Consider the following 14,213-nt stretch of genomic DNA (forward strand, 5'->3'; position numbering starts at 1 on the left):
CTGCGGTCTACACAGCTATGTTCACTAAGGTTCACTTTTTTCACCCGCCCGTTTCACAAAAAAAATGACACCTGCCGGCAGGCAGGTGTCATTCCCGCTCATTTTCCAGAACGGTTATTGCTTTAGCATTTAGAGGCCGTCATCCACGACCAGCCCAAAAATCGTGGCAAACGTAATCGCCTGCGCCGGCGATATGATGCAGCGGCGCAAATCCTCGAGCGCTGCCCCCAGGCTGTTAAACTCGCAGCTGCTGATATCGATGCCGCCAAGCTTAGTCTGCGAAAACTGCGCTTGGTCGATATTGGATTCCCTTAAGTAAAAGTTGGATAATGTCATATTGGACAGGTCCGCTTTGGCAAGCGAGGTTTTCTCGAACTTAACTCCCTTGGCATTGGAGAAACGAAGGACGGCATAATCCGCGTAACATTGCTCGAACCATACGTTGCGAAGCGTCGAACCCGTAATATCCATGCCGAGCAGCTTGCAATTCTGAAAGGATACGCGGTGCAAAACGACTTCGCTCAAATCAATATTCGATAAGTCGCAATTGACGAACCGAACATCCGTAAATTCTGCTTTCCGTAAGCTTACGGCCCGGAACACGACATTTTGGAACACCACTCTATCGAAGCATGCCTTATAAGCCGATTGGTTATGAATGCCGCTATCCTCAATGATGCTGTCGCTTATCTCATACTCATCCGCCCACTCGTAATCCGGCACCGTCAAAGCCGTGAGACCTTCCGGAATTTTAGGCGCATCAAGCTTTTTTTCCTTGCTGGACATCTGCAAATACCTCCCCCTGCGGCAGCTCCTTTGCAAGCCGCTGAACCTAATCTCCATTATATACGATTACACCGGCCTGTTCGACGGCATTCCTTCGCTTCCGGTCTTGCTTCAAAACAGCTCTCTGATGACTTATTGACCAGCCCCATCTATAATGAAGAAATTAATACTGTAAAAGGAAAGCAACCTCTGCGGTGCCGCAATGCTCGTATAAGAGGATTATGCTATACATATGGAGGTGCGCTATGAAATATGAAATGACGCTGGAGCAGCGCGATCACATCATGGGGCAGCTGTCAGAGGAGCAACGCCATTTCATGCATCATGAGCTTGTCAGAGGCAGAAGAACGTTGTTTGCGAGGCAGCTTGCGCGAAAAAAATGCCAGTTCATCCCCGAGGATGCGCAGTTTGAGGATATTGCGGCATTTATCGAGGAATGGGACTATATCGGCTTCACCGACAGCGGCGAGGTTTCGCCGCATACGAAATGCGAATGCGGACGTTCGCTCCGCTACCAGCATCAGGTGCTGCATTTGCCGACGAACACGATACGCTATTTCGGCATCGAGCATCTGCAGCTCCATACGGGGATCGATGCGAAAGCCATCGCGGATATCATGAAGGGGTTCGATGTGCTGGACGGCGAAATGAACGAGGTGCTTAGCAAGTTCCGGGATGGCTGGCAGCTGGATCAGCATCTTTTTCTGCCGCTGCCAGCTGAGCTCGACGTACCGCCTGATATTCAGGCCCATATCGATGCCAAGCTTCCTCTGCTCGATCGGCAGCTAGCCCGTATACGAAGAAGGCTGCATGAGCTTGATGTCGCAAGCAGAAAAAAACGGCTGGCAGCCGCTTTAACTTACTTCGATCCATCAGCCTCCGAAGAGGATAAGCCCGACTTCCCCGAGGCGGAGAGCATTCAGAAAGGCGAAGGCCAGGAGAAAAACAGCGAGCCTGCCCCTGAAAGCGATAAACTGGGTGCCGATCAAGGCTCCTTTCATTTTGGGGAATACGGTGCTGTCCAAGGGGCATTCAGCTTTGAAGAAACGGATAACGGCCAAGCGGCCTTCGTCTTCGAAGCATCAAACGGCAGCCAAGGCGCCTTCGTCTTTGATGAAGAGGAAGAAAGCCAAGGCGCGTTCCTGTTCGACGAGCCATCGGCGAATCCGGCGAATCAAAGTCTGGATGCGTCCGCTTTCGAGGAAGCCGGCAGGAAGCTCGGCGCCGCAACGCGAAGAGAAAACGAGGTAAGCAGCTCGGATGCGAAGCGGTCAAGCCCTTTCTATCTGTCTCCCTCAGCCCAGCGCGTCGTGGATGATGCCATCAAATACGGCCGCATCAGCACCCTTGCCATCTCCAACTTCCTCATCGAGCAAAAGCTCGTTCAGGACACGCGGATGTCTACCGGCAAGCCCGGCATTTATATCGCCGTTGCCGCTTATATGGACAAGCTTGCCGCAGCTGGCCAATGCGAGCTTGTGAGCAGCAATTCCGAGGATCGCGTCTATAAAAAGAACGAATAGAGCTTAAGCTTAACCTTTTACAGCCGAGCCGACGGTAAGCGCGTTCTCGACCTGTTCGCTGAACAGGATGTAGATCAGCACCGTCGGCAGGCTGGCAATCGTCATCGCAGCTCCCATCGCGCCCCAATCCGTCGTAAATTGCCCTTGGAAAAACAGCAGGCCAAGCGGCAGCGTCTTCAAGCTTTCTTTGGTAATCAGAATGACGGCCATCGTAAATTCATTCCATGAATTCAAAAAAATAAAAATAACCATCGTAGCGAGCGCAGGCTTAATGATCGGCAGCATAATACTGAAGAACGTCCGGTAAATGCTCGCTCCGTCAATGCAGGCCGACTCTTCCATCTCAATAGGAATGCTGCGAAAGAAGCCGTAAAACACCATGGAAGCAAATGAAAGGTTAAAGGCAATATAAGGAATGATCAATGCCCCGTAAGTATTGGCTAAATTCAGGTCCCTTACAAGAATCGCAAGCGGAATCATAATCACTTGAATCGGGATGAACATGCCCACAAGAATATACGTATGCGCGATTTTGCTAAAACGCCAGCGCAGCCTTGCCGCCGCATACGAGAACATGACCGCGAGCAATATCGCCCCCGCTACCGTAACCACCGCAACCAGCAAGCTGTTCATAAAATAAACCGGTACGTTATATTTCGACCATGCCTCTACGTAGTTCTCAAACCGCAGATGCATAGGCGGACCGAATGGGTTCGTTACGAAAATTTCATTATTGTTTTTCAAAGAATAAAAAATCATCCACACGAGCGGATAAACCGACAAGAGCGCATACAGCCACAAAAAGATCGGCATGCTCGGGTTGTTTTTTCTAAGCTTCATCATCCAGGCCATCTTCGCCCGCCTCCTCTAGTATGAAATGCGTTCTCTCGCAATCAGTCGGTTAATAATCAGCGTCGCAATGAGACATTCAAGGACGAGAATGGCCGCTGCCGCGCTTCCGTAGCCGAACTCTCCGACTCGGAATGCCGAACGATACATGAGATAGGTGAGCGTGTAAGTCGAGGTCCCCGGGCCGCCGCTAGTCATAATGTACATATTGGCAAAGGCGTTCAGCCCGCCAGTAATCGCGAACACCAGACAAAATTTATACGTTTCCGCCATCATCGGAATATTGATTTTCAGAATCGCTTGCAGCTTCGTTGCGCCGTCGATGCGGGCAGCCTCCATATATTGTTCAGGAACGGACTTCACTCCCGCGAGCAGCAGGGCGAAGTGATAGCCCATGTACTGCCAGGCATTTACGAATGCAATCGCGATAATTGCCGATTTGCTGCTCGTAAGCCAATCCTGCTTGTATTCAAGCCCAATTGATTCAAATATTTTATTAATGAGTCCATATTCGCCGTTATAGATCGACAGCCACAGCTGGCAAACGACCGTAATCGATAGAACCACCGGTATAAAAAAGCTGATGCGCAAAATTTTGCGGCCCTTGAACTTCGCGTCGGCAACCGCAAAAGCTAGTATGGAGCCGATTCCGATCTGGGTTACCGTTATGATAACCGCGAAGATCAGACCATTTTTAAGGGAGGTAAAGAACAAGCCGTCTTGGAACAATCTCGTATAGTTATCGAACCAAATAAAAGTGCCTTCCGATAGGCCGTCCCACTCATACATGCTGCGAAAAAACGTTTGGATGATCGGGTAAAATACCATCACGGTGTATAAAAGGAGAGCCGGCAATATAAACAAAAGTATCGCTGTCTTGTTCCCCAGAAATTTGTTCATTTCATCACTTCCTCTGCGAGTCTGACTATCCATCCGTTGCCGCGTTTTGGCTAAAGAGAGCTGGAACTCACCCCGTTATGCTGATGGGAGTGAGTTCCGCCTCGTTTACCCTTTATTTATTGATGCCTCCGCAGCTGCTACTTCGCGGCTGGAACGGCTTTGTTCACGTCTTCGATAAACTGCTCCGCGCTGTATGCGCCGGTCATCAAGCTTTGCGACGCGTCCTCCAGCGCTGCTTTAAACTTGGCATCCGTCAGCCCCCATGCAAAGGAAGACGTGCTTGTAATTTTGGCAATGTCATCGGAGAGCTGCTTCATCATCGGAGGATATTCGGTAATGATCGCTTTATCAACCTTTGTCGCTACAAGCGGATTGCCGCGTTCCGTAAATTTGTACTCCGCATATTTAAGCGATAGGAAAGCGGCTACCTTCGCTGCCAAATCCTTATCCTTCGTATCCGGATTCACAGCGTAGCCGCCAGGGCCGCCGCCGCCGCTGAACGCGTATTTGCTTGCTTCATAGTTTGCTGCGTCTTTGCCCGGGAAGTACATCCAGCCTGCTTTGTCTCCCAGCTGTTTTGTCGATTCCGCAATTTCCCATTGGCCGTTCAGGAACATGGCGGCTTTGCCCTGATGGAACAAGGCTGCCGCTTGATCATAATTCAAGTTCGTTGCGCCCTTAGGCAGCATGCCCGCTTTCACAAGCTCAACAATTTTTTCAGCCGCTTCCTTGTAAGCAGGATCGCTAGCGCTCGCCTGGCCTGCATTCAGCTTCAAAATGCCTTGCGGCTCATTGCGGGTAACGAACATATCGTACAAGGCAACCGTTGGCCATTTCTCTTTCGCGAACAGCGACATCGGAGTAATGCCTGCGGCATTAAATGCTTTAACCGCCGTCAACAGCTCGTCGTAGGTGGTCGGCACCTTCACGCCGTTTTTCTCGAACAGCTCTTTGTTGTAGTAGAGAAGCGCAAATTCATTGCCGGCATATGGAAAAGCGTAAGTATGTCCATCCTCAGCTACCAGCGTGTTCATCGTGCTCGGGAACATTTTGTCTTTGTAGCCAAGCTCGTCAACGTATGCATCCAGCTCGAGGATGTTGCCTGATTTTTTGAACGTCGTAATGATGTCCAGCCCCGCTTGGAAAATATCCGGCAGGTTGCCCGTTGCCGCATAGGTTTTCAGCTTTTGACCGTCATCCTGCGCCTGCACTTCCAGCTCCAGCTCAACGTTCGGCATTTCCTTCTTCAATTCCGCAACCGCATAATCATAAGGAAGCTTGGTATCGTCATCGGCATACTGCGAGTAGATCCGGAGCTTAACCGGCTTCGCGTCCTCCGTCTTCGTTTCCTCCTGCGCAGCGTTTGTCGCCGTCTCTTTGTTTCCTTCGCTCGCCGCTTTGTTGTTCGCAGCCTCGTTATTGCCCGCGGAGCCGCAGGCTGCTACGAATATCAAGCAAAGACTCATCACTGCAATTGCCAGCTTTCTCATTGTTTGGCCCCCTAAAGTTTGTTCTACCAAAATCGCTTTCTTCGTGCGCTTTACATTTCTGAGTATAAGGAAACTGATCGGTCTTGATAATGAAGAAACTGCGTGCTTTTGGTAAAATCCGCAGATTTATAAGTAAAAAACTAATCAATTCTGATCTCGCAATAAAGAGCCGCTATTGGCGGCTCTTTTCATACTCGCTTGGGGAATACCCGTAAAATTTTTTGAAGCTTTTGCTAAAATACCCCGGATCATTATAGCCGACCTTCTCCGCAATGTCGGTTAGCCGCGCATGGTTGCGGCCAAGCATTTCCTTCGCCTGCTGCATCCGATACTGCGTCAAATAATCGCTGACCGTAATGCCGATCTCCTTCTTGAATACCGCGCGCAAATAGCTCGAGTTAATGAATACATGCGAAGCAATCTGCTCCAGCTGCAGCCCCGGATCCGCATAATTTTGCTCCATGTACGCCTTGGCGGCCTTTGCGATTTTGGAGGACCGCGTGTTGCGGTGCCTGCTGTTATAGATCACCGCTTTGCGGAACAGCTCCTTGAGCCAATCGAAGGTCAGCTCTGCCGATTCCAGCTTCCGTATTTCGTTATAAGGGTAAAATTGCTCTCCAAAGCAGTCCTCCACGGGATGGCCGGATTCCTCGAAATAAGAGAGATTAACCGAAACGAGTCCCATGCAGATGACATAAATATAGTCGATCGGCAGCCGCCGCTCGCGAATCGTTTGGAAGACCTCATCCAGCTTCCGCTCAATCGGCTCCCAGCTGTTTAAGCGCAGCAGCACAAGCAGTTCTTCATTCACCTCCGGCGGGTAGAAGGGCTGGTTGCCGCTGCTTGGCAGCTGCTCCCCGTATGCGATGACCCGGTCATGCCCCAGCACATATTTGTTTTGCAGCGCCTCCAGCGCCTCGCCATAGGATGCGGCAATCCCTTTGAAGCCGTCTTTGCTCCGCCCGACGCCGACCGTGACGGTGAATTTCAAATATTTTTTGATGAGGAAGCACAGCTTCTTATACCCCTCCAGCGAGGGCAGCTCATCCCTTTCCCCGTTATGCCGGGCGATGCCTACGATCCGTCCCTCCGGCCCGTTAAAGATCAGATAATCGCCGCTCTCCTCCAGCGCTTCGTTCAGCACGTTCGTTACCGCGTATTTCATCAGCAGCCTGTCGCTCGCCTTGCTCCATTTCCGGTCCATATGATCGATCTCGATACAAGCTGCGACATAGCGGCCGGCTTCCGCCTGTATGCCGAACTGCTGCAGCCGCTTGATCGTTTCCTCATCAGAAAGCGCATATTCGCGGCTTATCAGCTGACCGAGAAAGCTTTCCTTCATCAGCTCCGTATTTTCGCGAAGGGTAACCTTCTCCTCCTGCGCCTTCTGATGCTGCTGCCGCAGGTTCACCAGCGTAAGAAGCAGTTCTTCCTTGGAGAAAGGCTTTAGAATATAATCCTCAACGCCGAGCTTCAGCGCCTTTCGCGCATATTCGAATTCATTATGCCCCGTAATCAGAACAACGCTAACCTCAGGATATAGCTCCTTCAGCTTCTCTGTGAGCTGCAGCCCATCCATAAACGGCATCGTAATATCTACAAGCGCAATATCCGGCCGGTCAATTGCAGCCAGCTCAAGCGCTTCCAAGCCGTTTTTTGCTTCCTGGTTTATGGTGAAGCCAAGCGTCTCCCAGTCCAGCACCGTTTTCAAATATTCGCGAAAAATAACTTCATCATCCACGATCATAACTTTCTGCATCGCTGCTCTCGCTCCTATTCCGCTTGATAAGGAAGCTGGACAGTTACCGTTGTGCCCAGCCCGCTCACGCTCTCGATTTGTACGCCGTAGGCCTCGCCGAAGTATAGCTTGATTCGCTCGTGTACGCTGCTTAGCCCGTAGCCCACCTGCCGCTGTGAATCGTTCATGCCCGCGTTTATCGCTTGCAGCCGTTCCTCCGTTATGCCCGCGCCGTCATCCCTTACGGTCAAGACGACCTTCTGCTCCTCGCGCCTCGCCGCAATCGTCAGCCGGCCAAACGTCGCTTTATTTTTCAGCCCGTGGTAAATCGCATTTTCCACCAGCGGCTGCACGGTCAGCTTCGGAATGGTGCAATGCAAAATGCCAGGATCAATATCCATTTTGAAGTCAAACACATCGGAGTAACGGATATGCTGAATGGACAGGTAATCCATCAAGCTTCTCATTTCCTCATCCAGCCTGATCTGATCCTTGCCTTGGCTGAGCGCCACGCGGTAGAAATCGGCTAAAGCCTTGGTCGTTCGCTGCACATCCCTTGCGCGTCCCATCTCGGACAGCGTATAAATGACATCCAACGTGTTATACAGAAAATGCGGTTTGATCTGCGCCTGCATAAGCGCCAGCTCGTATTCCCGCTTCTTGCGCTGCTCCGCGCTAATATTCGCCAAGAGCTCCTTGACCCGCCCCATCATCGTGTTGAAACCGGAAGCCAGCAAACCGATTTCATCACCCGAGGTTACCTCGATTTGCTGATCCAGATTCCCTTCTTTTACCTTCTTCATGTGACGGGATAAATGGACAATCGGCTTGGAGATGACATTCGACAACAGCCGTGCGACAAACAAGGCCATTACAAAACAAACGAGTCCGATCAGCAGGATAAGCTTTGTGATTTTTCTTGTGTCCTCCGTCAGCAGATCATAAGGCACCTGTGAGATCAGCTTCCAGCCGAGGCTCGGAATCTCGCTGCTGACGAGCAGCGTCTCGCCGTTCTCGGAGGTTTGGACCTTTGCACTGTCTTTGCTTCCCTGCATCCATGCCAGCAAAGCCGGGTCCTTGATCGGCTGCAGCACCTCGGCTGCATTTTGCGAGGAAACAATGCGTCCGGCGGCATCTGCTATAAAATAAGAGCCTTCCTTCATCGAGCCGATATTCTCATAAACGGCCGATAGGGTGCTCTCCCTCACATTTAGAATCACATAACCGAGCGGCACGCCTGTATTAATGTTTACGATGCGCTTGCCAAGCGTGAGGACCGGCTCCGCTTCGCTGTTCACGAGAAAATTCCGTTTCTGCATCGGAAACCAGATATTCGCCCCGTTCGATTGCTGCATACGGTGAAGCATCTCGCTCTCTGCCGCGAGCTCCTGTCGGCTTTCCATGCTCATATTGGAGCCGTAAATGCGATGATCCGGAGCAATGAATGCGACGGATTCCACATCGGGAAATACGACCAGCGCAAAGCTGAGCTGATTCGTAATTTTGGTATACAGCTGCAGCTCCGACATCTGCCCCCTTGAGCCTGCTTGATCCTCGACCAGCACCTTATTCAAATTAAGCGTGAGCATATTGGCCGTGCTGGTCGCATTCGTCAATATGCTGTTGATTTGAGTAATGATAAGGGAGGAATTGTCGGATACGTTTTTTACCGTTTTCTCTACGATCGCATTGGTATAAATATGGCTGGAAGCAAAGCCGAGCACGAATAAAGGAATAATAATAAGCGGAACGTAGACAAGCGTAATCTTATTGCGGATTAATCGGTTACGGAACCATTCGAATCGTTTTAGGCGGTTGTACACGTTCACCCGTTGTCCCCCTGAGCAGAATATGCTTCTTTTTTACTAGTTTTACTAAATAAATCAACTTTTGAAGCTACAGTTTAACACGAAACTTGAGGTTGTTGGGATAGATATAAAAATTTCTCTCTCCGAAAAGAAAAACACCTTTATTGTTTGATGTCATGGAGGTGTTTAACAACCATGCAAACAATAAAGGTGTCTAATTCTAGATATGGAAGGCAAATACCTACGAAGCAATCCATTCGTTATTTAATTATTTATTTATTTATTTATTCGATCAATCCCTCATCCCTCAACCACTGTTCGGCAACGACACGAGCTTGTTGTCCTTCCAGATCCACTTTGCCATTCAGCACCGACATCATACGATCATCAATTTTGCCAGCAAGAAGATTCAGTACTTCCTCAAGTTCAGGATGTGCTTGAAGTGTCTCCATGCGGATGATAGGTACAGCGTAATAGGGTGGGAAATATTGCTTGTCATCCTTGATTATCTTGAGATTGAATGCTTCGATGCGGCCGTCCGTAGAGAAGGCGTCATTCACATCCGTCGTTCCTTCTTTCACCGCGCTGTAGGTCAGCCCGGGATCCAGCCCTTTCACTTCCTTGAACTTCATACCGTAGGCCTGCTGCAGCCCAGGGTATCCATCCGGGCGCTCCAGAAATTCGTGAGTGGCGCCTAGTGTAAATAACTGTGATTTTTGCGCCAAATCCGACAGCGTTTCGATTTTCTCCTGTTCAGCCCGCTCCCTTTTCATAGCAAGTGTATATGTATTGTTGAAACCAATCGGCTTCAGCCAAGTGATATTGAATTTTTGCTCATAGGCTTCCTTTACCCTACGGTAGGTTTCCTCCGGCTTACCTCCGATTGGCTGCTCCTTTAGGACGGAGGTCCACCCTGTTCCCGTATACTCCGGGTATATATCAATATTTCCTTTGATCAAGGCATTATGTGTCACCTGGGATCCTCCAAGGAAAGGCTTCCGCACGACCTTCAAATCCGTCTTTTGTTCAATTAAGGTCGCCATCATATGAGTCAAAATATCCTGTTCGGTAAAATTTTTACCGTCGACAACGATTGAATCAGAACCGAACGGATTACCCTTCGCCACGATTCCTGCCACTATTGCGACAAGCAGTGCTGTACCTAGTCCTATTTGCAATCCTTTGAAAAACTTGGATGGTCTTTTACTGCGCGTACGCAAGCCTTTTGGAGTAACGGCTCTCTCCGTCCATCCCAGTAAGTAATCAAAGAGAAGCGCTAATAAAGCTGAGGGAATTGTGCCCGCCAAAATCAATTCGGTATTGACCGTCGAGATCCCCCGGAATATTAAATCCCCCAAACCTCCCGCACCGACAAGCGATGCCAGCGTAGCTACGCCAATCAGCATAACGGTCGCCGTACGTATACCTGCCATGATTACGCTCAATGCAAGCGGCAGCTCCACCTTCAGCATGACCTGCATGCTTGTCATCCCCATACCGATCCCGGCTTCTTTGATCGGCTTCTCCACATTCATGATGCCGGTATACGTGTTTCTCAGAATGGGCAGCAGGGCATAGACGGTCAAAGCAACGATGGCCGGAAACATCCCTATTCCGAGAATCGGAATCATAAAGCCGAGCAAGGCTAAGCTGGGAATCGTCTGAAACAAGGAGGCTACACCAATTACCGGGGCGGCCAACCTCGGAAAACGAGTCAGCAGCAGCCCTGCGGGAATCGAAATCACGATCGCGATTAAAAGAGCGATAAACGAAAGCTCGATATGCTCCATTGTCGCGCGGTAAATGTCCTCTTGCCTGCTTATAATCACATGCCAAAGACTCATGGCTAACTCTCCTTCAAATCTGCTTAAGCAGAGCATCAATTAGACTAGAATTGGTGACAAGGCCCGCCAACAAGCCGTTAGGATGTACCACTGGCAAGCTATACAAGCCATGCTGCCTCATAAGTTCCACAGCATCAGCCACTCCTGTTCCGGTTTGTACAGTCTGAATATCGGATTTCATAATGTCTTGGAGGGTTAAATCTTCGTGATGGTACTGCTCCGCGAGCAGCTCTTTCGTCACGATGCCTTTCAAAAACCGGTTCTTATCTGTTACGAGCAAGCTCGTCACCCGGAATTGCTTCATTAGCTTTGCCCCGTGAGCCAGACCGCGCGTCAAGGAGATCGTCACCGGATTTTGAACCATTACATCGTCCACCGTCAGCTGCTCTGATTCATTCAACCGATTGCCTCCAATAAACGTTCGTACAAAATCATTTTTGGGGCGGCGCAGGATGCGGTCCGGCGTGTCTGCCTGAACGATTTCCCCGTCTTTCATCAACACGATACGGTCGGCGATTTTTAGCGCTTCATCCATATCATGCGATACGAAGACAATCGTTTTCTTTACTTCCTCCTGCAAATGTATCAATTCATCCTGCAGCTGTTCCCGGCTAATCGGATCCAGCGCGCTAAAAGGCTCGTCCATTAAAATAATCGACGGTTCTGCCGCAAGCGCACGAATGACTCCAATTCTCTGCTGCTGGCCTCCGCTCAACTCCGCAGGGTAACGATCCCGATATTGACTAGGATCAAGTCCAACCATTTCCATGAGATCGTCAATTCTCTGTTCATAGGCACTTTTTTCGATTCCCTTTAGTTTAGGTACGACCGCTATATTCTCTTTGATCGTCATATGCGGAAATAAACCAATATGCTGGATGACATAACCGATATTTCTTCGCAGCTCGACCGGATTTATGCGGGAAATATCCTTTCCTCCAATCAAGATTTGGCCGGAGGTTGGTTCGACAAGGCGGTTAATCATTTTCATCGTCGTCGTCTTGCCGCAGCCGCTCGGTCCGATTAAGGTAATAAGTTCTCCCTCTTTAATCTCTAGATCAATGCCTTTTAGCGCGGTCGAACCGTCACTGTATCGTTTCGTCACATTTGTGAATTGTATCAATCAGACACCTCGTGTTAATCAGGATAGAATTTCTGTTATTTTGACCTTATGTTTCTTTTCTATACGATATATGCCACTGCTTCTAATGGCTGATTCTTGAATAGCATGGCGAAAGTTATTTTTTAACATGATAAATTAACTGCAACATTAACGGATTCATTACCGTTTTTACCTTTTGAAAAACAAAAAAATATGACACCGAGGAGATTGAATGTGATGAAAAAAAATTATTTTGCTTTTATGCTCGTGATTGCGCTGGGTTTGGTGCTGACCGCTTGCTCGGGCGCAAACTCGAATAACGCCGCTAACAACAATACATCCGCTAATAAAGAGGAACAGGCCGTTACGACTAAAACGACCAAAGAAATGGTTGACGGCATGCTGGCCAAAATCGAGCAGCCGGCATTAATCGAAATGACCGGCGATATGGTTAAGCAAATGTACTATATCGACCCTGCTTTGCTAGAACAATATACGATTATGTCACCAATGATGAATATCAAAACAAATGAAATTGCTGTTTTTAAAGTGAAGGATGCTAAGGATATCGCGGCAGTCGAAGACGGCATTAAGAAGCGCGCCGGCGACGTTCAAAAAACGTTCGAAACCTATCTTCAGGATCAATACGAGATTGCCAAAAACTATAAGCTCGTAACGAAAGGCAGCTATGTCTTTTTCGTAATCTCCGAACAAGCCGATCAATTCGTAAGTGAGTTCGATACTTTCTTCGAGCAAAAATAACGAGTATGGTATTCAGCAGCCTACTCTTCCTCTTTCTGTTTCTGCCTGCTGTGCTGCTGCTTTACTTTGTATCCCCGTGGCGAATAAAAAACCTTGTTTTATTCGTAACAAGCCTCATTTTCTATGCGTGGGGCGAGCCTGTGTACATTGCGATCATGCTGCTCTCCACGGTAACGGATTACGGCTTCGGGTTGCTCCTAAGCCATCCGAAGCGAAGCAGCTTGCAGCGGAAAGGGATTGTCGTCGCTTCCGTCATCGTCAATTTGACCCTGCTGGGTTATTTTAAATACGCTGATTTTCTCATTCAGAACGTGAACGCATGGCTGGGTACGCAAATCCCGTTAACCGATTTGGCACTGCCTATCGGTATATCGTTTTATACGTTTCAATCCATGTCCTATATTATTGACGTTTATAGGGGTACGGCTAAGGCACAGCGCAATTGGCTCGATTTCGGCACCTTCGTCGCTTTGTTTCCGCAGCTGGTTGCAGGTCCTATCGTTCAATACTCGACCATTGCCGAGCAGCTGCGGCATCGTACCGTTGACACCGGACTGTTCGCCGAAGGCGTAAGACGGTTCATAATCGGCTTGGCCAAAAAAGTGCTGCTTGCCAACAATATCGGGCTGCTTTGGAATACCATTTCAAGTACCGGCACGGACACGATGCCCGTCTTGACCGCATGGCTCGGCATAATCGCCTTTGCCTTTCAAATTTATTTTGATTTCAGCGGGTATTCGGATATGGCGATCGGTCTCGGCATGATGTTTGGCTTCCGGTTCAACGAAAACTTTAATCGGCCCTATACGGCGCAAAGCATTACCGACTTCTGGCGGCGCTGGCATATCTCGCTCAGCACTTGGTTTAGAGATTATGTGTATATCCCGCTTGGGGGCAACCGGAAGGGCCCGTGGAAGCAGCTTCGCAACATTATGATCGTGTGGCTGCTTACCGGCATATGGCATGGCGCAAGCTGGAATTTCCTGCTTTGGGGTTTGTATTTCGGAGTCGTTCTCGTCTTGGAGAAATGGTTCGGCTTGAAGCTCTTGCAGCGATTGCCCGCATGGATTCGGCATGCGTACGCGCTGTTTCTAATTTTAATCGGCTGGGTTTTCTTTGTTTTTGAGGATTTACAGGATATGGGAGCTTATTTTGCTGCGATGTTCGGCGCGAACCATCAGCCGCTGTGGAACAATGAATCGTTGTATTTGTTATACACGAACGCTATCCTGCTCGTGCTATTGGTCCTTGCTTCCATGCCGAGGCGCAATGAATTCAATAAATTCCGCGGCTTTGGAACGGTTGTACGGCTTGGCTGGCATGCTGTCCTCTTCCTCATGTCGGTTGCTTATTTAGTCGATGCAACGTTTAATCCGTTCTTATATTTCCGTTTTTAACGAAAAAGGAGGCT

Annotated in this window: 11 protein-coding genes; 3 read left to right on the top strand and 8 right to left on the bottom strand. The window is 49.3% G+C overall.

Annotated features, from left to right (window positions below; all coding sequences use genetic code 11):
* Positions 1-129: 129 nt before the first annotated feature.
* The gene (locus tag ACN6MW_RS08435) at positions 130-786 is read right to left on the bottom strand and encodes a pentapeptide repeat-containing protein (RefSeq protein WP_419875069.1); all 657 of its coding nucleotides are present in this window, start codon (positions 784-786) and stop codon (positions 130-132) included.
* A gap of 245 nt (positions 787-1,031) precedes the next feature.
* Between ACN6MW_RS08435 and ACN6MW_RS08440 the strand changes: the two genes are divergently transcribed.
* On the top strand, positions 1,032-2,309 hold the full coding sequence (locus ACN6MW_RS08440) for a DUF3895 domain-containing protein (RefSeq protein ID WP_419875070.1): 1,278 nt from the start codon (positions 1,032-1,034) through the stop codon (positions 2,307-2,309).
* A 9-nt stretch (positions 2,310-2,318) separates the two neighbouring features.
* Here the strand turns inward: ACN6MW_RS08440 and ACN6MW_RS08445 are convergent, their stop codons facing one another.
* From ACN6MW_RS08445 to ACN6MW_RS08475, 7 genes are all read right to left on the bottom strand, one after another.
* Positions 2,319-3,161, bottom strand: coding sequence for a carbohydrate ABC transporter permease (locus tag ACN6MW_RS08445; protein WP_419875071.1), 843 nt, complete (start codon positions 3,159-3,161; stop codon positions 2,319-2,321).
* Positions 3,162-3,176: 15 nt separating this feature from the next.
* The gene (locus ACN6MW_RS08450; protein WP_419875072.1) at positions 3,177-4,058 is read right to left on the bottom strand and encodes a carbohydrate ABC transporter permease; all 882 of its coding nucleotides are present in this window, start codon (positions 4,056-4,058) and stop codon (positions 3,177-3,179) included.
* Positions 4,059-4,195: 137 nt separating this feature from the next.
* A complete protein-coding gene (locus ACN6MW_RS08455) occupies positions 4,196-5,548 on the bottom strand; it encodes an ABC transporter substrate-binding protein (RefSeq protein WP_419875073.1) in 1,353 nt (450 codons plus the stop codon).
* 172 nt (positions 5,549-5,720) lie between these two features.
* Positions 5,721-7,307, bottom strand: a complete 1,587-nt coding sequence (locus ACN6MW_RS08460) for a response regulator (protein WP_419875074.1) — start codon at positions 7,305-7,307, stop codon at positions 5,721-5,723.
* A gap of 14 nt (positions 7,308-7,321) precedes the next feature.
* Positions 7,322-9,115, bottom strand: a complete 1,794-nt coding sequence (locus ACN6MW_RS08465; RefSeq protein WP_419875075.1) for a sensor histidine kinase — start codon at positions 9,113-9,115, stop codon at positions 7,322-7,324.
* Positions 9,116-9,378: 263 nt separating this feature from the next.
* Complete coding sequence (locus ACN6MW_RS08470; protein WP_419875076.1) at positions 9,379-10,938, bottom strand: glycine betaine ABC transporter substrate-binding protein; 1,560 nt, start codon at positions 10,936-10,938, stop codon at positions 9,379-9,381.
* Positions 10,939-10,951: 13 nt separating this feature from the next.
* Positions 10,952-12,061, bottom strand: coding sequence for an ABC transporter ATP-binding protein (locus ACN6MW_RS08475; protein WP_419875077.1), 1,110 nt, complete (start codon positions 12,059-12,061; stop codon positions 10,952-10,954).
* A gap of 216 nt (positions 12,062-12,277) precedes the next feature.
* Here ACN6MW_RS08475 and ACN6MW_RS08480 point away from each other — a divergent pair, with 216 nt between their 5' ends.
* Both ACN6MW_RS08480 and ACN6MW_RS08485 read left to right on the top strand, forming a co-directional pair.
* The gene (locus ACN6MW_RS08480) at positions 12,278-12,802 is read left to right on the top strand and encodes a DUF4358 domain-containing protein (RefSeq protein ID WP_419875078.1); all 525 of its coding nucleotides are present in this window, start codon (positions 12,278-12,280) and stop codon (positions 12,800-12,802) included.
* 5 nt (positions 12,803-12,807) lie between these two features.
* Positions 12,808-14,199 (top strand): MBOAT family O-acyltransferase, encoded by a 1,392-nt coding sequence (locus ACN6MW_RS08485; protein ID WP_419875079.1) that lies wholly within the window; start codon positions 12,808-12,810, stop codon positions 14,197-14,199.
* Positions 14,200-14,213 lie beyond the last annotated feature (14 nt).

It is taken from the genome of Pristimantibacillus sp. PTI5 (assembly GCF_048572955.1).
Lineage (GTDB): Bacteria > Bacillota > Bacilli > Paenibacillales > Paenibacillaceae > Pristimantibacillus.